This is a genomic window from Microbacterium halophytorum, from assembly GCF_002970975.1.
GTDB lineage: Bacteria > Actinomycetota > Actinomycetes > Actinomycetales > Microbacteriaceae > Microbacterium > Microbacterium halophytorum.
Map to the genome: position 1 here is coordinate 147,076 of NZ_PNFA01000007.1, position 23,351 is coordinate 170,426.

Sequence of the window (23,351 nt, forward strand, 5' to 3'; positions counted from 1 at the left end):
TTGCGCAGCGCCGATCGTGCGCGAGCGTGGGGCCGCCTCAGCGGGCGGCGAGCTCTCCGAGGAATTCGTCGGCCATCGCCAGCTGGGTGGCGAGCTTGGTGCGGCGCTCGTGCGCGTCCTCGCGGAACTGTCGGAGCGCCTCCTCCGATTCGGGGGAGGTGTCGCCCGCTTCGCGCGCATCGATGACGCGCAGCAGATCGGCCATCTGCTCCAGGCTGTACCCGAGCGGCTTCATCCGGCGGATGAGCATCAGGCGGCTGAGGTCGCTCGCGTCGTACTCGCGGAACCCGCCCTCCGAGCGCCCCGACGGCTTGACGAGGCCGACCTCGTCGTAGTGGCGGATGGTGCGCAGGGAGAGGCCCGTGCGCTCCGCGAGCTCGCCGATGTGCATCACGGCGGTGTTCGTCATCGGTGCTCCTCGGTGGCGGGAAGGTCGGGGCAGGTTTGAACCCTACCCTTACGTTACGGTAGGCTTGCCGGCGTTCACTCGAACGCCTCCCCTTTCCCCTATTCTTCCGCGTCGACCTGTGTCGACGATCTGCGCAACGGTGCGCTCGGAGTAATCCTGTTCCCCTGACACCAGTGCAAGGAGTCGCATGACTGCGGTCACGCCCACGAAGGATCCCGCCTCCCGGTATCGCATCGAACCCACGGTGCTGCAGGCGCTGAAGAGCCCTCGGCTGCTCACGCGCGAGACGCTCGCCGGCCTGGTCGTCGCGATCGCGCTCATCCCCGAGGCGATCGCATTCTCGATCATCGCGGGCGTCGACCCGCAGGTCGGGCTGTTCTCGTCGTTCATCATGGCGGTCGCCATCGCGTTCGTCGGCGGCCGGCCCGCCATGATCACGGCCGCGACCGGAGCGATCGCGCTCGTCGTCGCCCCGCTCGTGCGCGAGCACGGGATCGACTACCTGATCGCGACCGTCATGCTCGGCGGCCTCCTGCAGGTCCTGCTCGGATCGCTCGGCGTCGCCAAGCTGATGCGCTTCATCCCGCGCTCCGTCATGGTGGGCTTCGTCAACGCGCTGGCGATCCTCATCTTCCTGGCCCAGCTTCCGCAGCTCGGCCTCGACACCCACGGCTGGGAGTGGCTCGGGGTGCCGTGGCTGGTGTACCCGCTCGTGGCCGTCGGCCTCGTCATCATCTTCCTGGTGCCGAAGCTGACCAAGGTCATCCCCGCGCCGCTCATCGCGATCGTCGTGGTGACCGCGATCGTCGTGTTCTTCCACCTCAACGTGCCGACGGTGGGCGACCAGGGCGAGCTGCCCGACAGCTTCCCGGCGCTGTTCATCCCGGATGTCCCGCTCAGCTTCGAGACGCTGCAGATCATCGCGCCCTATGCGCTCGGCGTCGCGGTCGTCGGCCTGCTCGAGTCGCTGATGACGGCGAAGCTCGTCGACGAGATCACCGACACGCACTCCCGCAAGCCCCGCGAGGCCGTGGGCCAGGGCATCGCGAACGTGCTCTCAGGCCTGTTCGGCGGTATGGGCGGCTGCGCCATGATCGGCCAGACGATGATCAACGTGAAGGCGTCGGGCGCCCGCACCCGCATTTCCACCTTCCTCGCCGGTGTGTTCCTGCTGATCCTGGTGGTCGTCCTCGGCGACGTGCTCGCGATCATCCCGATGGCCGCGCTCGTCGCCGTCATGATCGTCGTGTCGATCATGACCTTCGACTGGCACTCGATCCGGCTGCGGACGCTGAAGACGATGCCGAAGAGCGAGACCGCGGTCATGGTCATCACGGTCATCGCGACGGTGTGGACCGACAACCTCGCGATCGGCGTCGTGCTCGGTACGCTCACCGCGATGGTGCTGTTCGCGCGCCGCGTGGCGCACTTCGTCAGCGTCACCCGGACGGAGGACGAGGACGCGAGCGTTCCGACGGCGCGCTACACCGTCGTCGGCGAGCTGTTCTTCGCGTCGAGCAACGACCTCACCACGCAGTTCGAGTACGCGGACGACCCGGAGCGCGTCGTCATCGACATGTCGCAGTCGCACGTGTGGGACGCCTCGACCGTCGCCGCGCTCGACGCCATCACGACCAAGTACTCCCAGCACGGCAAGTACGCGGTGATCGAGGGCATCGACGACGCGACCGGCGACCTCCACCGGCGCCTCTCCGGCGGCCTCGGCGACGGGCACTGACCCGGCCGCCGTGCGCCGACGACAGAAGGACTCGACCGATCGATCGGGTCCTTCCGTCATTCGCACGGGGTCTGGATCAGCCCGGGATCTGCCGCTCGAGGAAGCGGTTCAGGTCGTCGAGCTCCTGCGCCGAGACGGCGTGGGCGAGGCCGGGGTAGGCGGCGCCGCTGAGCGAGCTGTGGGCCGGGAGCCATTCGAGCGTGTGCTCGATTGCGGAGGCCGGGATGACGGTGTCGTCGGTGCCGCGGCCCCAGAACACCGGAGGGCGGCTCTCGCGCAGGGCGGCGTCGCCCGGAGCGGAGCCGCCCGCGGCGTACCCCGACAGGTTCGCGACGAAGCCGATGCGCGCGGGCTCCGTCCGGAGCGCCTGCAGCGCGACCGCTCCGCCCTGCGAGAAGCCGATCAGCCCGACCCGCTCGGCGCCGACGGACGCCAGCCACGCCAGGAGCGCCGCGGCGCCCTCGGTGACGGCGGTCGGGTCGCGCGAGGAGAGGTCGTGGATCGGGTACCAGGAGTGCCCGCCCATCGGGAAGGGCGGGCTGAGCGGCGCCCGCACCGACGCGTACGCGAACGCCGCGGGCAGGTGCTCGCGCAGCGCGAAGAGGTCGCGCTCGTCTGAGCCGTATCCGTGCAGGAGGACGACGAGCGGGCGCTCGGTCGGGTCACCCGCCCAGAGGACGGCGTCGCTGTCGAGGGTCGGCATGCGCCCATCCTCTCGCGCATCCGGCGGGTTCGTCACGTGAGCTCTGACCCAAGGGAACGCCGCAACCCTGCCGCTGCGTCACTCCCGCGCGCTCATTCCGAGGGTGTGGCCAGCGCTCCGATCAGATCCCGCTCGAGGTCGTCCGAAGCGCCCGGCACGAGTTGCAGCATGCCGTTCAACGACAGTGCGGCGGCTTCGGGCGCCGACGGATCCAGCGGGAGACCCGGAAAGTAGCGCTGAAGGACGTCCGATGCGGCTTGCCAGAGACGATCATCCTGAGCGAGGTCCCGGATGGGGGAATCCATTGTGAGCCGTGCATCAGCGCCGTACCCAGCGGGAGCAGGGCAGCGCCAGGAGTGAGCCCCTTCGCCTACTGTGATTGCCGGGTTGCCGCTGCCGAATGGCAGCGTGATGTCGGCGTCGATCCCGGCCGGCACGACGACGTCGAGTGAGAATTCGCCGTCCTCGATCGCCCATGACACCTCGATCCGCCCCCGGACAGTGTCGTGCGCCGTGCGCGCCCAAGTGAGCCCGCCGCCGGGCTGCGGTGCGACGCGGACGCGTCGGTACCCCGGCCCGGTCCGCTCGAGCCCGCCGACGACCCGGTGCAGCCAATCCGCAACGGCGCCGAGCGCGTAGTGGTTGAGGGAGGTCATTCCCGTTGCGTTGACGGTGCCGTCCGGCAGGACGGAGTCCCAGCGCTCCCAGATCGTGGTGGCTCCCATCGTCACGGGGTACAGGAACGAGGGGCATTCCTCTTCGAGGAGCAGACGATAGGCGCTGTCGATGTGCCCGGTGCTGCTCAGGGCATCCGTCACGAGCGGCGTTCCGGCGAATCCCGTCGAGATGCGGAACCCGCGCTTCGCGACGATGCTCGCGAGGCGGGCGCCTGCCTTCTCGCGCTGATCCGGCTCCAGGAGGCCGAACGTGATCGCGAGAGCGTAGGCCGTCGCCGACTCGGTGACGAGCCGACCGGACCCGGTCACGTACTCGTGGCGGAATGCGCGGCGTACGCGGTCGGCGAGCGCTGCGAACTCCGTCGCGTCTGCGTCATGGCCGAGCAGGCGTGAGGTATCCGCCATCTCGCGTGTGGTCCTGCAGAGGAACGCGGACGCGACGAGATGCGCGTCCGTCTTCGCAGCGGCGGGATTGCTTGCGGGCGCGTCGGGGTCGAGCCAGTCGCCGAACTGGAAGCCGCTGCTCCATAGCCCGGCGTCGTCGAGCAGGCCCGCGATCTGGCGGGTGAGCGCCGTCATTGAGGCGTAGGCGTCGCGCAGGACGTCGAGGTCGCCGTATTCCTGGTACAGGGCCCACGGCAGGCTGATCGCGACGTCGCTCCAGAGCGCGGTCGGCGACGACGGCTGCGAAAGCGCATCCGGAACGACCCACGGGACAGTGCCCTTCTCCGTCTGCTCCGCTCGCAGATCCTGCAACCATGAGCCGAGGACCCCGCGGACGTCGTAGAGGTATGACGCTGTGGGGGCGAAAGCGTTGATATCGCCCGTCCAGCCGAGGCGCTCGTCGCGCTGCGGGCAGTCGGTCGGCACCCCGACGAAGTTGTCGCGCATTGACCAGACGACGTTCTTGTGCAACTGCGAGACGAGCGGGTGCGATGTGTCGAACCAGCCGGTGCGGCGCATGTCGGAGTGGACGACGACGGCACGGAGCGACTCGGGCGCGAGCTCGCCGGGCCACCCGTCGATGTGCGCGTACCGGAAGCCGTGGAACGTGAACCGCGGCTCCCACGTCTCGGCCTCGCCGCCCCGGAGGATGTATCGGTCGGTGGCCGCTGCCGTGCGGTTCGTCTCCGTCTCCAGCTCGCCGTCCGGTGTGAGGATCTCGGCGTGTCGGATCGTGAGTTCCTGTCCGGCATCACCTGTGACGGTGAGGCGCACCCAACCGGAGATGTTCTGGCCGAAGTCCACGATCGCGCCGCCGGACGAGGAGGGACGGATCTCGACGGGCACCAACTCCTCGATCCGTCGGATCGGAGGCGCGGTCTGCCGTTGAAGCGTGTTCAGATCCCACTCGAACGATTGCGCCGGGAGCCATGCGGAATCGTCGAAGCCGGGCTCGCTCCATCCGAGCGGTTCGCGTCTCGCATCGTACGTCTCGCCGTCATAGATGCTGTGGGCGAGCACGGCGCCCGTGCCGACACGGAACTGCTCGTCAGTGCCGATGACTTCGACCCGGTTTCCGTAGTCGAGCTCGAGGCGGAGGAAGAGGGCGGGGCGGTCGGCGTAGAGTTCGCGCTGATTCTCCCAGCCGAGGCGTCCGACGGCCCAGCCTTCGCCGACGACCGCCCCGATTGCGTTCGAGCCTCGGCGCATGAGGTCTGTCACGTCGGTTGTCGTCACCATCACGCGGTGGCGATAGGAGGTCCATCCGGGCGCGAGAACCTCATCGCCCACCCGATTGCCGTTGAGCGAGGGCTCGAGGACGCCGAGTGCGGTCGACGAGAGCGTGGCTCGAACGAGGCCTTCCGCTACCGAGAACTCGCGGCGGAAGTACGGCGCGCCGCTGCCGAGGCCGGCGGGTGCCGCGATGAACCGACCCGTGATCTGTTCGATGGATCCGTTCGTCGATGATGTCGGCGTGGTGGTCATGCGTTCGTGCTGCTCTCGCTCTGGGTCTCGGTGTCGAATTCGTGGTGCTGGTCGCGGGTGCGAAACACGGCCCAGCCGATGAGGCAGCCGATTCCGGCGGCCACGGCCAGGACGAGGTACAGGATCGTCGGGCTGTAGGCGACGAGCAGAGGCGTGACCGTGGCGAGCAGTGCAGCGAAGAGGCGGGCTACGGCGATGATCGCGCCCTGCGCGGTCGTGCGGAGCAGTGTGGGGAACTGCTCCTGCGCCCAGATCTTCATGATCCCCTCCGACGCGAAGGCGGTGCCGACGATCCCGATCAGCCCCGCGACGATCGCGGTGACGAGGCTGATGCCGAAGAACACGTAGACGAGCTGGGCGGCGACCCAGCTGAACGCTCCGACCGTGAAGTATGTGAATCGCTTCGGTGAGTCTGCGATCTTCATGAACCACAGAGCGGCCACGATGCCGAGCGGGATGAAGGGGAGGCCGATCAGCGTCGCCGTCTGCAGGTCGACGCCGCCAGCGTTCACGAGGATGTAGGAACCGAACTGGCCGCCGGTGTTGGCGACCATGTTCGTGAGTGAGTAGAAGCCGAGAAGCCCGAGGAACGGTGCACGATACGAGCCCCTGAGCAGGTCGAGCACGGAAGTGCGGTCCGCGCGAACAGTCATCACGCCGTGGCGGCGCTCGTCGCGTGCCGCGAGCCAGGTGCTCGATTCGGGAACGGTCAGGCGACCGATCAGCACGAGTATTGCGACGCCTGCAATGTGCAGGAATAGGATCTGCGCGCCCATGCGGCCGAGGCTCGCCATGCCGCCGCCGAGGAGCATGGATGCGATGACCCCCGCGGACCACAGGACCTGTGTGAACCCGAGCAGTCGACCGCGATTGTCGTCGGAAGCCGCTTCGGAGATCGTGGACAGCGACACGGGGAGATCCGCGCCCGTGGCGAAGCCCAGCACGAGCGCCGCGCCGATGATCACGGGTGCGGATTCGGCGAACGTCAGCGCCAGAGCCGCGCCGACGATGAGCACCATCGTGATCGTGAAGATGGGGCGACGTCCGAACCGATCGCCCAGGCGTCCGCCGATGAGCGCGCCGAAGGCGATGCCGAGCGTGAGGCAGCCGGACGCCATGCCGACAGTGGTCGGCGTGATCCCGAGCGCTTCCTGGAACAGGACCATGGCTGTGCCGAAGCTGACGATCGCTGCCGCGTCGATGTACGACGCCATGCCGGAGACCACGGCCGTCCACCACGGACGTACCTTGTGAGCTGAGCTGATCTGAGACATGGGCTTCTCCTTTGAAGACGGTGGAACACAGCGCCACCACTCTGACGAGATGAGCACTCGAAAGACGAATGCGCTTCGGGAACTGTACCCAACTATTGTCCTCAAGACAATAAATGAGGTCGTGTCGAGCTGTGTGCATACTTGATGCATGGCCAGGAGACCGCACGCGAGCCTTGAGCCGAGCGACGTCGAAGCCAGCTCTGCGCCGTTGCTCCACGGTAGGGGCGCCGACTTCTCTGTTGCGCTCCAGGCACTCGTCACGGCGATGAACTCCACGGCTGTCAGGGAATCGATCCTCGAGCAGAGCGATTTTCCGCTGCCAGGCGACATGCCCGCGTTCCTCCTGGTGAACCAGCTGATCTACCGCACGTCGGCGCGTCCGACGGATATGGCCGATGCGATCGGTACAGGGCGGTCCAACGTGAGCAAGATCGTCCGGCGTCTCGAGGACGCGGGTCTCGTCGGCCGTATGCCTGATCCCGACGACGGGCGCCAGAGCCGGATCGCGCTGACGGCAGTCGGGAGAGACGCGGCTCGACGGATCCTCAGCGTGTCGAGCCGGGCGTACGAGGTCATCTTCGACGACTGGAGCGACGAGGACTTCGATCAGCTGCAAGCACTCGTTGTGCGCATGGTGGCGAACATCGATGCGCGGCTCGACCACACCATCGAGCGGGCGGCGGGTGTGCGGCCCCCGCAGCCCGCGGCGGCGTTTTAACGTCGTGCGAGGCGCGAGCACGCTCGCCGGGGCGGCGCCAGGGCGTAGGCGGTACGGATGGTGCCGGAGCGCTGTCTCGCGGTAGTTCATCGTTGCGCCCATCCTCTCGCGCATCCGGATCGATCGTGTGAGCATGGCCGTATGGCGATGGCGGCGGGATTGGACCGGTTGGCGGACGCTCTCGATGCGCTCGTGGGGGAGCGCGCGATCGCCGGGTGGGTCGCTTCGGCCGCGGATGCGGACGGCCTCGAATCGCGGGCCGGCGGTCGGCGGGCGCTCGACGGCCCCGCCATGACGACCGGCACCCTGTTCTTCCAGACGTCGTGCAGCAAGCCGTACGCCGGCGTGATCGCGCTGCGCTTCGCCGAGCGGGGCGTGCTCGCGCTCGACGACCCGATCGATCGCTGGCTGCCCGAGTTCGCAGAGCCGCGCGTGCTGCGGGAACCGACGGCGGCTCTCGACGACACCGAGCCGGCCGAGCGCGCGATCACCGTCCGCGACCTGCTCGCCATGACGCCCGGCTTCGGATGGATCGACGAGGAGTGTGCGCTCGCCGCGGCGTATGCGGAGCGGGGCGTGCTGCCGGGGCCGTGGCCGCCGAATATGCCCGCGAGCGAATACGTCGCTCGGCTCGGCTCGCTTCCGCTCGCGAACCAGCCGGGGCGGCTCTGGCGATACCACCAGTCGAGCGAGGTGCTCGGGGTGCTGCTGGCCCGCGCTGCCGGCGCTCCCATCGAGAGCGTGCTCGCGGACGAGGTCTGCGCGCCGATCGGCCTCGCCGACACCGGGTTCGTCGGCGTCGCCGATCGGATGGCGACGGTGTACGACGGTACGGGCACCCGGCTCGAGCCGTACCCCGTGCCGGAAGGCGCCGGCACGGTGCCGCCGCAGACGTGCTCGCTCGCGAACGGCATCGTCTCGGCGATCCCGGATCATGCGACGTTCCTCGGCTCGCTCGTCGGCGTCGGCCCGGCGCTCCTCGGCCCGGCGTCGGCGCGGCTGCTCACGACCGACGCACTCATGGAAGCGCAGCGCGCCGTGGCCGGCGACTTCCTGGTCGAAGGGGCCGGCTGGGGCCTGCACGTCGAGGTGAGGCCGAACGGCCTCATCGGCTGGGCGGGCGGCCTCGGCACGATCGGCTACGCCGACCCCGCGACCGGCCGTGCCGCCGCCCTCGGCTTCCAGGTCGGGATCGGAACTCCCGCGGCGGAACGGGCGTTCGACGCGTTCTGGAGCGTGTTCGACTGACGCCGTCGGTGCCGTCACCGCCGGCCGATGCGGCCCGCTCCACCGCCGACGGGGCGTCCGGTCACTCGCCTCGACAGTCGCCAGGTGGTTCTCAGCTGCGCAGCTCGGCCGGGACATCCCTCTTCTCGTGCAGCACCCGGTGCACCCGAACGGCGTCCGCATCATCGGTGTAGAACACGAGGTAGGGGAAGCGGTTCAGCGCTTGCGCGCGCAGGTCATCGATTCCGAGCTCGGTTGCGAATCGTGTCGAGCCGATTGACGCGAACTCGGAGATCAACCGCACGACGTCTTCGAGTGCCTCGATGTATCGCATCGCGTCGTCGATACCACCGTCGAGCTGATATCGCTTGGCTGCTTCGTCGATGTCGTCGTCGGCGCGTCTGGTCGTGACGACACGACGCGCCGTCACGCTTCGTCCGTGATCCGCGCGCGCAGGCGCTCGAAATACCCCGCATCGAGCTCAGAGCCGGGGCCGGACTCCATGCCGGCGACGATGCGCTCACGCAACTGGATGCGTGCCCGTTCGCGCCGGATGAGATCGCGGACGAACTCGCTGCTCGTGCCGTATCCGCCTTCGCCGACCTGCGATTCGACGAAGTGCTTGAGCTCGGCCGGAAGAGACACGTTCATGGTCGTCATCCTTTGAGAGTACGTTGCTTGGCAAATCTTGCCAAGCAATGATCGGTCTTCCCGGAAAGTCCGAGGTACGACCATGACGCCCGCTATCGCTCGAGCGACCCGCAGCCGACGAACCGCGCCAGCCTGGTGGCCATCGCTTCGGCATCCCACTCATGCCACGCGCCGGCGAGCTCCTCGTGGGAGCCATGGGGCGCCGCTGTCGCGATGTCCGCCGCCGTCTCGCTCATGCCGGGGAACGTCTCGGTGCCGACGAGCGCGAGCACCGGTGCATCCGTGTCGCGCAGAGTCGTAGCGAGCCCGTCGCGCTCGACGCGGGCCAGCGCTTCGCCGTCCGGGATCCAACTGAGGACGAGCTCGGGGTAGTCGGGCGATCGGCGCAGCTGCTCGAGCCATTCCGGCGGCATCCCGACCATGTAGGCGGCGACCGCGTCCTCCAGGCGACCGGCGGCGATGTGCGCGGCGACGGTGCCCCACCACGCGGGTGCGCCTCCGTCGAACAGGCCGATGGGCGCTTCCCAGAGCACGAGGCCGGCGAGGCGCTCGACGTGGGAGGCGGCGCGCATCGCGATCGCGCATCCGGATGAGTGGCCCACCAGCGTCACGGGCCCGCCGAGCTCCCGGGAGATGGCCTCGATCGCGGCGAGCTCGCGCTCGAGGCCGATCGGCCCGTCGGTGGCCGAGTCGCCGCGGCCGACCCGATCGTGCACGCTCGCCTGCACTCCGCGCTCGCCGAGCAGCTGCGCCGTGCGCGTCGTCGTCTCGTCGTCGGCCCGCGTCGGACCCGCGCCGCTGATGAACAGTACGGCGGGTGCGCCGACGGGCCCGTACCGATCGAACGCGACGCGGTCGCCCGCGACCGTCTCGACGACGTTCATCACGCCGCCCGGATGCTCACGCGAACGGTGTCGTCTGCCTGCTTGCCGATCGCCTTGCGGGTTGCCGCCTTCACGGGGCCCATGTGGCCGCCCTGACCCGTGGGCATCAGGGTGATCGCCACGTCGGCGTCGTCGATCTTGCCCACGACCTTCACGGGGTTCCCCGTACCGAACCAGGCGACGGAGTCAGGCACATCGAACACCGTCCACCCGCCGACCTCCGGCACTTTTCGGAGCGTCGCGTCGAACTCGAGCGGCTGCGTGCTGTCGGCCATGGTGCCTCGTTCCTGTTGGCTGCGTGCCCATCCGGACGCCAGATTCGAGACCGGTGAGTCTTACTACTCGGATAGTAGACCCATGGGTATGATTTCGGCAAGGGAAGGATCCGGATGAGTGGCGAGCATGATGCGCTGCGCCCGAGTTCGCGGCGGAAGCGCGAAGCGATCCTCGCGGCGGCCGAACGCCAGTTCCTCGCCGAGGGTTACGAGGCCGTGACCATGGACTCGATCGCGGCCGAATCGGAGGTGGCGAAGCAGACTCTGTACCGGCACTTCGGCAGCAAGCGCGCGCTGTTCCTGGAACTCGTGACGACGCAGACGGCGGCGGCCGGGGCGCGCGTGCACGCCGAGCGGCCGCGCATCGACGATCGGACGGATGTGCGGGCGCTGCTCACGGAGCGGATGGAGACACAGCTCGCGACCGTGCTCGCGCCGGGGCTGCTCAGCCTGCGGCGCCTCGTGATCGGGGAGCAGGGGCGCTTCCCCGAGCTGGCGGCAGCTCTGTACGAGAACGGGCCCGGCCACGCGATAGACGTGCTGGCGGGCATCCTGCGAGAGCTCGACGCGAACGGGCTGCTCCGTGTCCCCGAGCCGGCCGCCGCGGCGACCCAGTTGAACTGGTTGGTCATGGGCGAGCCCGTCAACGCTGCGATGCTCCTCGGCGAAGATGCTGCCCCGTCGCCGGTGGAGCAGCGCCGCCACGTCGCCCGCGCGCTCGACGTCTTCCTCGCGGGCCACGCGCACGGCGACGCGCGCTCCCCGTAGAATTTCGGCATCACCCCTGGGGAGGGACCGACGTGGCTGAGCTGAGCGCATTGACCGGGCTGTCCGAAGACGTGCTGTGGGTCGCCCTCGCGGCCGTCTTCGCGATCGTCATCCTGGTCACCGTCATCCGCGGCCGACGCCGGATCGCGAAGGCGCGCCACGAGTATCAGGCGACGCAGACGCAGTCGCTCGCCGAGCACCATCGCATCGTGTGGTCGGCCGACGCCGCGTCGTTCGGGTCGCGGCCCGTCGACTGGGGCATTGCGCTGGGCGCGCCCTTCGCCCTGTGCCGTCACGCCGAACAGGACCGGCTCCGGTTCCGCGACGCGGCCGAGGAGCGCGAGATCCTCGCGGAGGCGTGGGGCGTGATCGACCGCGGCAGCATGCTGCAGACGCTGTACGACCTGCTGCTGTCGGGGCACCGGGAGCGGTTCGGGGCCGAGATCGCCCAGTGGGGCGGGGCGAGCGGTGCGGAGATGGACTCGATCGAGGCGGGGCTCCGCCCCATCGCTGAGCACTCGGACGACGCGGCCGAAGCCCTGTGGCGGATGCGACGCGTACGGGCCGACGATCGCGGCATCCGGTCGGTCGACTTCCTCGCGTGGGATTACGTCCGCTTCGCCATGCTCGCCCGCTCCGGCGCGACGGCCGGGTATCTCTCCCAGGCGGAGGCCGCCGACATCCTGCTCATGCCCGCGGCGGAGCTGCGCGAGCACTACGGCTCATGGGAGGAACTGGGCGAGTCGTTCCGGCTCGGCCGCTGGTACTGGAACTCGCAGGGCGGTGACGGCGAGCGCGAGACCGACGCGCACGACATCCACAGGCAGCGGACGCTGATGTCAGCGGAGAGCCCGTGGGCGCGCGTGCCGTGGGGCATGGAACTCCCGGAACCGCGCATGCTGTTCGTCGACGCCTGGTGGGATCTGGGCGTGCGCGCGCTCGATCCGGAGGAGTACGGCGACGAGGGCGAGCCCGACTGGTCCTGGCGCATCAACGAGGCCCTTCGGCGGCGTGAGCTCGCCGAGCGCGACGGCTGACCATGGTCTGGATCCCGCGGACGGGCGGCGACTTCCCGCTCGTGCCCTTCCTCGTCGCGCTGGGCGTTCTGGTGCTGTGCCTCCTCATCCTCTGGTGGGACAGGCGTCGGAAGCGCCGCGACCCCGATCGCGGTGGTCGCGGATATGCGCCGGTGAACCCGTACATCCCGCCGGAGCCGCCCGCCGAGCCGAGCGCTCTCGGAGCCGAGGAGCGGTGGCTGCTCGGCTTCGCCGCGCCGCGGGCGGCGTACGAGGAGGGGATCGACCCGACCCGGTGGGATCTCGGCCCGCACGCGCACGAGGCGCCCGGCCCGCGCGGAGCCGCGGCGTGGCAGTCGGCGCGATCCGCGCGCGAGAGCGACTTCGCGACCGCGCCGACGCCGCAGGCCCGCGCGCTCGCCGCGGTCGAGCTCGCCTGGTGCATCCGCGAGGGCGTCGCATCCGGCCGGATCACCGAGGCGATGGCGCGCAACGACACCCGGATGATCGCTGAGCAGATGCGCAGCGACGCGGGCGACTGGCTCGCGTTCGGCGACCTGCTCGGCGAGCGGCAGGGCATGGCCAGGCCAGGCGAGCTGTACCGCCCCGGCGCCCCGTGGGCCGACCCCGAGTGGCCGCGCTAGCGGGATCATGTCGCGAGCGTAGGAAGAATCCGCGAGCCTAGGCGGATTCTGCCGGGGAATGCCTAGGGCCGGGGAGAACCCCGACAGTCGGAATGGGCGAGCTGCCGGGGGACTTGCGCTGGTGCACCGTGAGGTAACGCAGGCCGTCGTCGCCCGCGCGGAAGCCGCGGCGCGAGAAGCGGGGGAGCCAGACGACCAGGCCCGGGGCCAGGTCGATGTCGCCGCGCGCCGTCGCGAGGGTGCCCGACCCCGCGATCACGTGCACGAGCACGTCGAGCGCGGGGCCCCGATGCGAGCCGATCGCCTCGCCCGGCGGCAGCGCGATGACGTTCGCGTCGAGGTCGCGCTCGGGCTCGGCGATGCTCCAGACCGCACCGATCTCATCCGGATGCCCGACTCGCGAGGCGAGGGCGCCCGCGTCCGCGACGACGCGCGGGGCGTCGTCCGGCCGGTCAGCCATGTGCTCGTGCGCTCGCCGCGGTCATGCCCTGACTCTACGCCGGGGCATGACCGCGGCGAGCTCGGTCGTGTCCGACGATTCTCGGCTGCCGAGCGGCGCCGAGGATCGTCAGACGCTGGCTCAGCGCTCGCCGAGCAGGTCGGCTGCGAAATCGTCGACCCGCATGCGCAGGTCGTCGATGCGGCGCTCGCGCGCGGCGGCCATGTCATAGCCGTCGTAGGGCTTGGGCGGGTCGTTGCGCACGTTGCGGCAGCACTGGAAGTCCTGGCAGATCAGGATGCCGATCGTGCCGCCGCGCCGGCCGGCCGCCCCCGTGCGCTTGGCGCTCCAGAAGACGACCTCGTTCGGCAGCCGCACATCGCGGCACCAGTTGCACATGGCGCGCGAGCGCGGCGAGCCTTCGGCCTGCCGCAGGGCGACGCCCACGGGCTCGCCCTCGATGCGCGGGAGAACGACGTAGGCGCGGCGCGCGAACTTGGCATCGCGCCAGCCCAGGAAGTCGAGCGCATCCCAGGCGGCATCGCCGTACTCGTCGAGGCCGTCGGGGACGGACATGTCCTTCACCTCTTTGCGGGAAGCGTTGACGAAGGACGAGCGGATCGAGGATTCGGTCAGAGGAAGCATGGCAGAGCCTTTCGGGAGCGCGCGAACGCACAGCGGCGCGCACCGCGCTCCGTTTCGGAGGTGAGTCGAGTTCAGGGGTCGTCGGAACCGCCGCGCGCGGATGCGCGCACGGCGGGAGCGGCGCGGTCATTCACCGTCGGCGAGTGCTTCGCCGACGACCTCCTGGCGCTGGGAGTACAGCTCTCGGAAACTCACGCGGCAAGCATACGCCCGCTCGCTGGGCACGCGCGGAGCTGAGGCCGCCGCCGGGTGCGGTTTCCGATATGCCGTGGCATAGCATCATCTGGTGCTCCGCTTCGCGTTCTTCATCGGTCTCGGAATCCTCGCAGGCGGGGCGGCGGTGATGTACGTCGGGCCTCCCGGCGCCGGGGTTTGGACGCTTCCCGTCGGTCTGATGGTCACGATCCTGTCGGGCACGTTCATCAGCATCGGCCGCACGACGCGCACGATCCAGACCGCCGACCCGGCCCTGATCACCGCGGCGAAGAGCGCCCAACGGGTCGGCAGGGCCCGCGTCGAGGCGATCACGGGCACCGGGACGACGATCAACGAGCGCCGTGTCTGCGACGTCGACCTCGTCGTCGCGCCGGTGCGCGGCTCGGCCTACCGCACGCGCAGCCGGATGCTGCTGGCCGCGACCGAGATGCCGCGGTTCCAGCCGGGGGTCGAGTTCGCCGTCGCGATCCTCGCCGACGGCGAACCGGATGTCGCGCCGATCGACGGCGTCGACGCCCGCCTCCTCGACCGCGCTGCGTTCCCGCGGAGCACCGATGCCCTGCCGGTGCGCAACCCGGGGCCCGGCCAGCTGAAGGCCGACGGCACGCGCCGGAAGCCGCTCATCAGCATGGATCCGGCGACGCGCTGGATGCGGGTGCCGCTGTACCTGGTCGCGCTCGTGGTCGCGGCGGTGGCCGTCATGTTCCCGTTCCGCACCGCGGTCGCCCAGACGTTCGACGCGCTGATGGCCGGTCAGCCGCATCCGGATTATCGCGACGGCGAGATCATCGCCGATGCGCTGGAGCAGCTCGACGCGCAGACGGGGGCCGACGAGGTCTTCGACGCCCGCATCATGGCCGACACGATCTGGTTCACGGTCCCCGTGTCGGACGGAGCCGTCGAGGCCGACGACTGGTGGTACCGCGGCGGCGTGCTCGAGAAGTACGGCGTTGCCGCCGTGCAGCCGGAGGACGCCCGCGAGCAGTTCCCGCTCGCCGATGTCGCGTGGGACGCCCTCGCGCCGACGGCGGAGAGCGCTGCCGACCAGCTCGGAATCGACGGCCTCGGCGACGGCGATTCGATCACCGTGAGCCGGACGTATCTGGACGACCCGGACAGCGAGGACCACATGGAGTACATCGCCGACATCGTGGTGACGTACTCGCTCAGCGACGCCTACCACTCGTACTCCGCGACCTCCGACGCGGCCGGCGGCGAGCTGACGATCGCCGAGTGACCCCGGCGGCCGCACCGCGCCCGTCTTCGGCCTGACCCGCCCCGCAACCGCGCCGCGCCGCGGCTCCGCGGTCGCGTCGCGCGGAGCCGGTCAATGGTGCGTCGACGACTCCGCTGCCCGGGTGCGCTCCGTCTCGATCTGGAAGGTGGCATGGTCGACGCGCACGTCGAAGTGCTCGGCGACGCACGCCTTCACCTCGTCGAGCAGCTCGGCGGCGTGCCCGTCGGTGAAGCACTCGTCGCGCACGACGATGTGGCCCGTGAGCGTCGGCATGCCGGTGCCGACCGTCGACGCGTGCAGGTCGTGCACGTCGAGCACGTGGTCGAGCCCCCGGATGTGCCTGCGGACGTCGTCGAGGTCGAGCTCGGCCGGCGTGAACTCCATCAGAACCGCGACGCTCTCGCGGATCAGCTTGATGGCGCGGGGCGCGATCAGAGCCGCGATCACGAGACCCGCGATCGGGTCGGCGCGCAGGAATCCGGTCGTCGCGATGACGACGGCCGCGACGATCACCGCGAGCGATCCGAGGGCGTCGTTCATCACCTCGAGGAACGCGGCGCGCATGTTCAGGCTCGCGCGGCGCCCCGATGCCAGCACCGCGATCGCCGCGACGTTCGCGGCGAGGCCGACCGCACCGAAGACGAGCAGCTCGGGCCCGGGGACGTCCGGCGGGTCGACGAGCCTCCGGATGCCCTCGACGGCGCTGTAGGCGCCGACGACCAGCAGCAGGGAGGCCTGCAGGAACGCGGCGATGACCTCGGCCCGCCGGAAGCCCCAGGTGCGCTTCGGGCTCGGCGGCCGGCGCACGAGCGTCGCGGCGATGAGGGCCATCGCGAGGCCCGCCGCGTCGGTGAGCATGTGAGCGGTGTCGGTCAGCAGCGCGATGCTGCCGGTGACCACGGTGCCGACGACCTGCGCGCAGAACACCGCGAACGTCAGCCCGAACGCGACCCACAGCCGCGCCCGGCTGTCACCGACCGACCCGTGATCGTGCCCTGCGCCCATCCGTTCGGCTCCCTCCGCCCCCTCGAGGCTATCGCCGCCGGGTTCGCGGTCGGGCCGGAACAACCCTGATGGGACGGCGAATCAGAACCGTTCTCGGGAGCGCGGGCGCCGCTCAGCGGCGACCGGCGAGGGCCGCGAACTCCGGGCGACCGTCGGCGGGCGGGGCTGCCTGCATCTCGGGGAGCACACGGGCGACGAGCCACAGCGGGGCGAGGGAGAGGCAGAGCAGCGGGAGCAGGCCCACGTCCCCGACGACGACCGCCGCCATGAACAGCGCGATCCAGCCGTCGCGGTCGACGGCGATGACGGCGCCGAGGACGCCGCCGGCAACGGCGACCGCCGGATGGACGGTGGGGACCAGCTGCGCGGCGGCGAGCCCCAGCGCGACGCCGATGAACACGGCGGGGAAGATGCGACCACCGCGGAAGCCGGCGGCGGTCGCGACGAGGAGCGCCGCGATCTTCACGACCCCGACGACGAGGAGCTGGCTCCACGCCAGGTCGTCCGCCGACGCCGTGAGCTCCTTCATCTCCTCGAGGCCCTTGAAGAGGGTGAGCGGCCCTCCCAGCACGCCGAGCACGCCGAGCACGAGGCCGCCGAGGCCGAGCGCGAGCACGGGGCTGCCGATCGCGTGGAACGCGCGATGCACGTGCGGCAGCGCGTACGCGCCGAGGGAGACCAGCAGCACCGCGACGATCGCGACGGCGGGCGCCGCCAGCAGGTCCCACGCCGACGGATCGGCATAGGGCTCGAGCTCGACGGCGAAGGTCGGCGCCCCTACCGCGTACATCGTGACGGAGCCGGCGCCGGCAGAGACGAGGGGGAGGAAGAGGCGGTCGAACAGCCGGCGGCCGTCCGCGCCGCGCTCCGCGAAGGCCTCGGTGATGAGGATCGCGGCGGCCACGGGCGTCGCGAAGAGCGCTCCGATCGTTCCGGACGTCGCGAGCACGACGGGGACGTTCGGTTCGGCTTCCGGCCGGCCCCTGCTCGAGAGGAGCCAGACGGCGAGCGCGACGTTGAGCGCGATGATGGGGTTCTCTGGGCCGAGGCTCACGCCGCCCGCCAGGCCCAGTGCGAGTGCGAGAGCGAGCCCCGGCAGGGCGCGCGGCGGCAGGGGAGGGGCGATCATCCCCGTCGTCGCGGGGTCGTGGCCCGCGTGGCCGGGCGCCCACCTCACCGTCGCGCCGACGAGCAGGCCCGTCAGCGTCAGGATGCCGATCGTCCACCACCAGGGGACGCCATCCGGGGTCTCGAGGCCCCACGCCGCAGGCAGCACCTCCCAGATCACGACCTGCAGCCGCTCGGCGACCCAGGACAGGGCCATCAGCGTGACGGCGCAGATCACGCCGATCACGAGCGCGAAGGGAACGGCGCGCAGGAGCTCATTCGTCGTCGGCGTCGCTGAAGCTGAGTTCCCCACGGCTCCCACGGAACCACATCCGCGCATCCGGGCACCGCGAGCCTCACCCGTTCCGGGTGCCGTCCGCGGCGCGCCCCTCACCGACGTGCCAGCATGGCCGCATGATCGCCCCACTGATCGCGTTCGCGCACGCACCCGGGCCGGGGTCGCGCACTCGCCGTGGGCCGGAGCAGGCGCGGGGCGGCGCATGAACTCCGGCAGGGGCGGGCGCGCGGGCAAGCCGCGATTCGGCAGGCCGACGGTCCGCGACGCGATCGCGGGGCTCGTGACGGGCCTGTTCTCGATCCCCGAGGGCATGGCGTATGCCACCGTCGGCGGTTTCGCCGCCCCTCTCGGGCTCTGGTCGGGCGCCGTTCCCACCGTCATCGGGTCGCTCTTCTCCCGCACCGTGCTGATGGTGACGACCCTCACGAGCGCCATCGTCCTGACCGCGAACAGCGTGCTCTCCGACGCGGGGCTCGACCCCGGGGATCTCGGCGCGATCGCGACCATGACGGTGCTGACGGGCGCGTGGATGGCGCTGCTCGGCCTACTGCGCATGGGCGCCGTGATGTCGTTCGTGTCGACGGCGGTGATGACGGGGTTCACGGCCGGCATCGCCGTCCAGATCGTTGCGGGCGTGCTGAAGGACGCCACGGGCTACGAACCGGATGCGCACAACACCATCGGCAAGTTCATCGAGTCGTTCGCGCACATCGCGGAATGGGATCCGGCGACGCTGCTCGTCGCGCTCGGCACCGTCGGCGCCTGGGCCGTGATGATGCTGTTCAAGCCGCTGCGCAGGGCCGCGACGCTGCTGAGCCTCGTGCTCGTCACGATCGTCGTCGCGCTCACGGGCATCGCCGTCGAGACGGTCGCCGACATCGCCGCGATCCCGCGCTCCCTGCCGCCCTTCACGCTGCCGGACCTCGGGTCGCTGCCTGTCCTCGTCGCCGGCTCCTTCGCGATCGCGCTCGTCGCGCTCGCCCAGGCATCCGGTATCGGCGCGGCCGTGCCGAATCCCGACGGCACGCGCACCGACATCTCGAAGGACTTCGTCGCGCAGGGCGCCGCGAACGTCGCCGGCGGCTTCTTCGGCGCGCTGCCCGTCGGCGGCTCGCTCTCGCGCACGGGCGTCGCGACCAGCAGCGGCGCGAACACGCGCTGGGCGGGCATCTTCAGCGGCGTGTGGCTCATGCTCATCGTCGTCGCGGTCGGGCCCATCGCCGGCTTCATCCCGATGCCCGTGATCGGCGGGCTGCTGCTCGTCATCGGCGGCGAGCTGATCATGGGCCGCTGGCACGACATCCGGCTCGTCGTCCGGACGTCCTGGCTGTCGGCTGCGGCTATGGTCGTGACGTTCGCCGCGACGACCGAGCTTCCGCTGCAGCAGGCGATCTTCATCGGAGCCGCTCTCTCGATCGTGCTGTTCGCTGTGCAGGTCGCGCGGCGCGGTCGCATTCTCGAGCTCGTGCCGACCGGCGACGGCGACTTCACGATGGAGGCGTCCCCTGAAGAACTCCCGAGCGGCAGGACGACCGTCCTGCACTACGCGGGCACGGGATTCTTCGCCGAGGTGAACAGGCTCCAGGAGGAGTGGCCGCTCACGCGGAACACGCACGACGCCGGTCTCGTTGTGTCGCTGCGCGGTTCCGCCGGGATCCCGTCGACGACCTTCCTCGAGTCGCTCGACAAGCTCATCGCCCGTTGGCACGAGGCGGGCATCGAGGTCGTGCTCGCCGGCGTGCCCGCCGAACTACGCACGCACCTCGATCGCAGCGGGGTGGCGGATCGCCTGAAAGGGGCGATCGTCGACGATTCCGGGGGCGTGCTCGCGGCCGTGCAGGACGCCTACGCGATCGCCGAGAAGAAGCGGCTCGCGCGGGGCGACTCACCCCCTGCGGATGAGGAGTGACGCGCGGTCGATTCGGCCGGGGTCATGCTGTCCGGAGAGACATTCGCGAACGAAGGGAACACAGCAATGTCGTTTTGGGAAACTTTCTGGTCGGTCATCGGGTGGATGTTCTGGTTCACCATCTTCGTGGCTTACCTCATGGCGCTGTTCTCGATCCTCGGGGACATCTTCCGTGACAAGGCGCTGAAGGGCTGGGCCAAGGCGGTCTGGGTGATCTTCCTGATCTTCATCCCCTTCCTCACGGCACTCGTGTACCTGATCGCTCGCGGCAACGGCATGGGTGAGCGCAGCGCCGCCGCCTATGCCGAGAGCAAGAAGCAGGCCGACGAGTACATCCGCCACGTCGCGCACACCGACCCCGCCACGCAGATCGAGAAGGCGTCGCAGCTGCTCGCCAGCGGTTCGATCTCGCAGGCCGAGTTCGAGCAGCTGAAGGCGCGCGCGCTCGCCGGCTGACCGAAGGCGCTGGGGGTGGGGGCCTTCGCGTCGGGCCGCGGTTACGGCCCGGTGGAGCTGAACGTCGTGACGTTCGAAGGGGCGACGCCGTCGCCCTCGCTGCTCCACGCGCTCGTCGAGCAGGTGGACGCGGGAATCGTCCGCCTGCTCGACTTCGTCCTGTTCGCCAAGTCGGAGTCGGGCGCACTGAGCGTCACCGAGATCGACCTGGACGAGTTCAGCCTCGCCGACCTCGCGCCGCTCGCCCACGGGCTGGCGGCCGAAGAGGACCTGCGCGAGCTGACGAAGGCGGTTCCGGCCGGAACGGCCGGGGCCGTCGTCGCGCTCGAGCTGACGTGGGCGAGTGCGCTCGCCGCACAGCTCGCGGAAGGCGGCAGCAGGCTCGTCAGCACGGTCCGCATCCCGGCAACGGCGGTCAACACCGCCGTCGAGCTCGGAAGTGACGCCTGACGCAGGCCAGTTCCTCGCCGATTCGCGCGGTACGCCGGTTCACGAGAACCGGCGTACCGCGTCTCTGCGATTGGCGACGCCGAGCTTGCGGTAGATCGACCGCTGATGCGTCTTCACGGTGTTGATCGAGACGCCGAGCGCGTCGGCGATCTCCTGCATCGTCTTGGTCGTGCGCAGTTGCGAGAACACGGCGCCCTCGCGCTCCGAGAGCGAGTCGAACGGTCCGGATGCGCGGCGCGGCGCGAGGCACTCGGAGGTGAACGATTCGTGGCGCGTGCCCCATGCGAGGTGTTCGGCCAGGAGCTGCCGCATCGGGACCCCCGCGCCGGAGAACACGCGCCGGATCTCCTCGGGCGCCGCGACGTCGAGCGCCTGCTCCACGAGATCGTGCGCCTGCTGCTCCTTGCCTCGTTGCCAGTGCAGCTGCGCATCGACCGATAGGCGGGCGGCGCTCACGTACGAGATGCCCATGTAACGCTCCTGGCGCGCCAGCATGCCGCTCGCCAGTGGGAAGTTCCCGGCGCGAACGGCGATGCCCGACAGGAGCACCATCGCGAGCGGCAGGTCCTCGGCCCGCGCGTAGCGGTCGACGATCTTGAGCGCCTGCGCCCGATTGCCCGCCGCCTCGTGCAGCGCCGCGACGGCCGTGTGCCGGAACACCGACCAGTCCACGCCCTGTATCATCCGCTGCGGGATCGCCTGCAGTTCGCGCGCCGCGCGCTGGCATGCCTGCGAATCGCGGGACGCCGCGGCCGTGTACGCCATCATCATCCGGGCGACGCCAGAGAAGGAGATGGGGGCGCTGCCCTCCCTGATCGCCTTCGCGAACTCGGTCATGCCGGCGTCGAAGTCGCCGCCCCAATAGGCGAGCGAGCCCTTCGTCGTGGCGACGCCGGCGACGGCACCGGCGTAGGCCGTCCAGGCCTCGTCGTCGGCAGTGCCCGTGTGCTTGGCGAGGACCGACCGAGCACGACGCAGGTCGCCCGTCCAGGCATGCGCGAAGGCGAGCTGCCCCCTGGCGCGATCGGCGATCCTGCGATCGCCCACGGCGTCGGCCTCGACGGCCGCGCATGTGAGCAGCTGGACCGCCCTGTCTGGTGCACGGCGGTGCCTCAGCTCGGCGAACCCGAGCAGGTACGTTGCGGCGGCGCGCGAACGACCCGCCGCACCCGGCTCCGCCGCGAGGTCGATGTGCACGCGGGCAGTCGCGTCGGCGAGCTCGTCGCGATCGTCGGTCAACTGCAGCGCCGCGATGGCGCGCACCGAGTCGTACTCCGCGCGGTCGTCGAGAAGCTCTGCGCGTGCGTCGGCACGGGCGAACGCGATCTGCGCCACGTCGCGCGCGCCGATGAGATCCTGTGCGCAGGCCTTGATGAGGAGCACGCGAGGGTCGTCGTCGAACGGTGAGGGCAGCGACGCACACCACTCGTTCAGCGCGTGCACCCGCTCGCCGATGAAGAGCTCGAGCCAGTGCGCCATCATCATCCGCACGGCTCCCGCCGTGTCGCCGGCCCTGCGCAGGTAATGGGCCGCGCCGATCGGATCCCGATGCTCGACACTCGCGGCGGCAGCGGCGCAGGCAGCTCGGTGCCGATCGGGGTCCTCGGCGACCAGGATCGCCCTGCATTGGCGTGCGAACACGCTGTGCCAACGGAACAGCGAGCCGTCGGGTACGTCGTAGCGATCGATGAACAGGCCCAGCCGTACGCAGCGCTCCAGCAGTTCCGCACTGTCCTCGCGGCCGGTGACAGCGGCCGCGAGCTCGGGGGTCAGCGCGTCGCACACCGAGGTCGTCAGCGCGAACTGTGCGAGATCCTCGGGCACGGAGGAGAGCAGGTGGTCGCTGACGTACTTCCGCATCAGCGTCTCGTCGGGGTGCACGCCCGCGAGCTGAACGAGGCGCACCGCGATCGGCCACCCCTGCGTCTCCGCGAACACCGCCTCCGGGTCGACGTCCAGGCCGAGCCGGTCGATGCTCGCACGCACCTCGGCGAGGTCGAACGCGAGCTCCTGGGCGCGCACCACCACCTGCGGTCGCCCGAGTGCGAGGCGGCTCAGCGACAGCTCGAGGTGGCTCGTTCCGGCGAGCACGAGGCCGAGCCGGTCGTCGTCCTGTTCCATCAGGGCCCCGATCAGGCCCTCCCTGATGCGGTCCTGGGCCCGGTGGGCATCGTCGACGACCAGGTACACGGGTGAATCGGCGGCGTCCACCGCATTGCGGAGGAGCTCGGGCAGTTCCGCGGGGTCGATGGCGTCAGGATCGATCTCGAGCAGGGGGCGCAGGTCGGCGGCGCCCCCGATCGCGAGCTCCTGCAGCGCGCGCAGCGCCTCGACGCCGACGCGCGCCGGGTTCGTGGCGAAGGGGCCGAGGGTGAGCCAAGCCACCCGCCCCGGGTGAGTCGACGCCCATTCGCTCACGGCCGCGGTCTTGCCGTATCCGCTCGGCGCGACGACCAGCAGCGTCGACTCCCGGCTCAGCCGATCGTCGATGAGCCGCACGATGCGGGGCCGAGATGCATGTCCCGATTGCCGACGTGGCGGGGCATGGCGGAAGCGTCGGCGCGATGGCGCCTCTTCGGTTCCGGCCTCGGCCCCCACAACCTCGATCACGCAGGTCAGTATGCCACGCAGGCGGGTCACCCGTAGCGGGTGACCCGCCTGCGTGGCCTGGTATTC

At 70.3% G+C, this 23,351-nt stretch carries 23 protein-coding genes; 10 read left to right on the plus strand and 13 right to left on the minus strand.

All coding sequences use genetic code 11. The annotated features are described in order from the left end of the window. Window positions 1–37: 37 nt before the first annotated feature. Entirely contained in the window at window positions 38–409 is a 372-nt protein-coding gene (locus C0010_RS09065) for a MerR family transcriptional regulator (RefSeq protein ID WP_105566751.1), read from the minus strand. 187 nt (window positions 410–596) lie between these two features. On the opposite strand from C0010_RS09065, the gene C0010_RS09070 reads away from it, so the two are divergent. After that, the gene (locus C0010_RS09070) at window positions 597–2,147 is read left to right on the plus strand and encodes a SulP family inorganic anion transporter (RefSeq protein ID WP_105566752.1); all 1,551 of its coding nucleotides are present in this window, start codon (window positions 597–599) and stop codon (window positions 2,145–2,147) included. 76 nt (window positions 2,148–2,223) lie between these two features. On the opposite strand, the gene C0010_RS09075 is transcribed toward C0010_RS09070, so the two are convergent. The 3 genes from C0010_RS09075 to C0010_RS09085 all read right to left on the minus strand — a co-directional run bounded on the left by C0010_RS09075 (window position 2,224) and on the right by C0010_RS09085 (window position 6,730). Further along, a complete protein-coding gene (locus C0010_RS09075; protein WP_105566753.1) occupies window positions 2,224–2,850 on the minus strand; it encodes an alpha/beta hydrolase in 627 nt (208 codons plus the stop codon). Window positions 2,851–2,942: 92 nt separating this feature from the next. Beyond that, window positions 2,943–5,456, minus strand: a complete 2,514-nt coding sequence (locus tag C0010_RS09080; protein ID WP_105566754.1) for a glycoside hydrolase family 78 protein — start codon at window positions 5,454–5,456, stop codon at window positions 2,943–2,945. Next, window positions 5,453–6,730, minus strand: a complete 1,278-nt coding sequence (locus tag C0010_RS09085; protein ID WP_105566755.1) for an MFS transporter — start codon at window positions 6,728–6,730, stop codon at window positions 5,453–5,455. The genes C0010_RS09080 and C0010_RS09085 overlap by 4 nt, the downstream gene beginning before the upstream one ends. Window positions 6,731–6,878: 148 nt before the next feature. Between C0010_RS09085 and C0010_RS09090 the strand changes: the two genes are divergently transcribed. Both C0010_RS09090 and C0010_RS09095 read left to right on the plus strand, forming a co-directional pair. Beyond that, a complete protein-coding gene (locus C0010_RS09090) occupies window positions 6,879–7,448 on the plus strand; it encodes a MarR family winged helix-turn-helix transcriptional regulator (protein WP_105566756.1) in 570 nt (189 codons plus the stop codon). 141 nt (window positions 7,449–7,589) lie between these two features. Next, entirely contained in the window at window positions 7,590–8,696 is a 1,107-nt protein-coding gene (locus C0010_RS09095) for a serine hydrolase domain-containing protein (RefSeq protein ID WP_158685406.1), read from the plus strand. A gap of 91 nt (window positions 8,697–8,787) precedes the next feature. On the opposite strand, the gene C0010_RS09100 is transcribed toward C0010_RS09095, so the two are convergent. The 4 genes from C0010_RS09100 to C0010_RS09115 form a co-directional block, all read right to left on the minus strand. After that, window positions 8,788–9,105 (minus strand): type II toxin-antitoxin system RelE/ParE family toxin, encoded by a 318-nt coding sequence (locus tag C0010_RS09100; protein ID WP_105566758.1) that lies wholly within the window; start codon window positions 9,103–9,105, stop codon window positions 8,788–8,790. After that, a complete protein-coding gene (locus tag C0010_RS09105) occupies window positions 9,102–9,335 on the minus strand; it encodes a type II toxin-antitoxin system ParD family antitoxin (RefSeq protein WP_105566759.1) in 234 nt (77 codons plus the stop codon). The genes C0010_RS09100 and C0010_RS09105 overlap by 4 nt, the downstream gene beginning before the upstream one ends. 83 nt (window positions 9,336–9,418) lie before the next feature. Then, complete coding sequence (locus C0010_RS09110) at window positions 9,419–10,210, minus strand: alpha/beta fold hydrolase (RefSeq protein ID WP_105609295.1); 792 nt, start codon at window positions 10,208–10,210, stop codon at window positions 9,419–9,421. Then, the gene (locus C0010_RS09115) at window positions 10,210–10,485 is read right to left on the minus strand and encodes a DUF1905 domain-containing protein (protein ID WP_105566761.1); all 276 of its coding nucleotides are present in this window, start codon (window positions 10,483–10,485) and stop codon (window positions 10,210–10,212) included. The genes C0010_RS09110 and C0010_RS09115 overlap by 1 nt, the downstream gene beginning before the upstream one ends. Window positions 10,486–10,599: 114 nt before the next feature. On the opposite strand from C0010_RS09115, the gene C0010_RS09120 reads away from it, so the two are divergent. From C0010_RS09120 to C0010_RS09130, 3 genes are read left to right on the plus strand one after another with little or no spacing between them, the layout of a single operon-like run. Further along, complete coding sequence (locus tag C0010_RS09120; RefSeq protein ID WP_105566762.1) at window positions 10,600–11,253, plus strand: TetR/AcrR family transcriptional regulator; 654 nt, start codon at window positions 10,600–10,602, stop codon at window positions 11,251–11,253. 32 nt (window positions 11,254–11,285) lie between these two features. Then, window positions 11,286–12,290: a DUF1266 domain-containing protein gene (locus tag C0010_RS09125; RefSeq protein WP_105566763.1), complete on the plus strand. Its 1,005-nt coding sequence runs from the start codon at window positions 11,286–11,288 to the stop codon at window positions 12,288–12,290. A gap of 2 nt (window positions 12,291–12,292) precedes the next feature. Further along, window positions 12,293–12,913 (plus strand): hypothetical protein, encoded by a 621-nt coding sequence (locus tag C0010_RS09130; protein ID WP_105566764.1) that lies wholly within the window; start codon window positions 12,293–12,295, stop codon window positions 12,911–12,913. A gap of 37 nt (window positions 12,914–12,950) precedes the next feature. Here the strand turns inward: C0010_RS09130 and C0010_RS09135 are convergent, their stop codons facing one another. Both C0010_RS09135 and C0010_RS09140 read right to left on the minus strand, forming a co-directional pair. Further along, window positions 12,951–13,373, minus strand: coding sequence for a cupin domain-containing protein (locus C0010_RS09135; RefSeq protein ID WP_105566765.1), 423 nt, complete (start codon window positions 13,371–13,373; stop codon window positions 12,951–12,953). 120 nt (window positions 13,374–13,493) lie between these two features. After that, window positions 13,494–13,997, minus strand: coding sequence for an FBP domain-containing protein (locus C0010_RS09140; protein ID WP_105566766.1), 504 nt, complete (start codon window positions 13,995–13,997; stop codon window positions 13,494–13,496). A 286-nt stretch (window positions 13,998–14,283) separates the two neighbouring features. Here C0010_RS09140 and C0010_RS09145 point away from each other — a divergent pair, with 286 nt between their 5' ends. After that, window positions 14,284–15,450 (plus strand): hypothetical protein, encoded by a 1,167-nt coding sequence (locus tag C0010_RS09145; protein WP_105566767.1) that lies wholly within the window; start codon window positions 14,284–14,286, stop codon window positions 15,448–15,450. 90 nt (window positions 15,451–15,540) lie between these two features. Here C0010_RS09145 and C0010_RS09150 read toward each other — a convergent pair whose 3' ends face one another. Continuing rightward, window positions 15,541–16,455, minus strand: a complete 915-nt coding sequence (locus tag C0010_RS09150) for a cation diffusion facilitator family transporter (RefSeq protein WP_105566768.1) — start codon at window positions 16,453–16,455, stop codon at window positions 15,541–15,543. A gap of 112 nt (window positions 16,456–16,567) precedes the next feature. Next, a complete protein-coding gene (locus tag C0010_RS09155; protein ID WP_198410827.1) occupies window positions 16,568–17,875 on the minus strand; it encodes an ion channel protein in 1,308 nt (435 codons plus the stop codon). 187 nt (window positions 17,876–18,062) lie between these two features. On the opposite strand from C0010_RS09155, the gene C0010_RS09160 reads away from it, so the two are divergent. From C0010_RS09160 to C0010_RS09170, 3 genes are all read left to right on the plus strand, one after another. Then, window positions 18,063–19,769, plus strand: a complete 1,707-nt coding sequence (locus C0010_RS09160) for a SulP family inorganic anion transporter (protein WP_105566770.1) — start codon at window positions 18,063–18,065, stop codon at window positions 19,767–19,769. A gap of 66 nt (window positions 19,770–19,835) precedes the next feature. Continuing rightward, the gene (locus C0010_RS09165) at window positions 19,836–20,225 is read left to right on the plus strand and encodes an SHOCT domain-containing protein (RefSeq protein ID WP_105566771.1); all 390 of its coding nucleotides are present in this window, start codon (window positions 19,836–19,838) and stop codon (window positions 20,223–20,225) included. A 15-nt stretch (window positions 20,226–20,240) separates the two neighbouring features. Then, complete coding sequence (locus C0010_RS09170) at window positions 20,241–20,675, plus strand: DUF6325 family protein (RefSeq protein ID WP_105566772.1); 435 nt, start codon at window positions 20,241–20,243, stop codon at window positions 20,673–20,675. Window positions 20,676–20,714: 39 nt separating this feature from the next. Here C0010_RS09170 and C0010_RS09175 read toward each other — a convergent pair whose 3' ends face one another. Next, window positions 20,715–23,174, minus strand: a complete 2,460-nt coding sequence (locus C0010_RS09175) for a LuxR C-terminal-related transcriptional regulator (protein ID WP_158685408.1) — start codon at window positions 23,172–23,174, stop codon at window positions 20,715–20,717. Window positions 23,175–23,351: the final 177 nt, after the last annotated feature.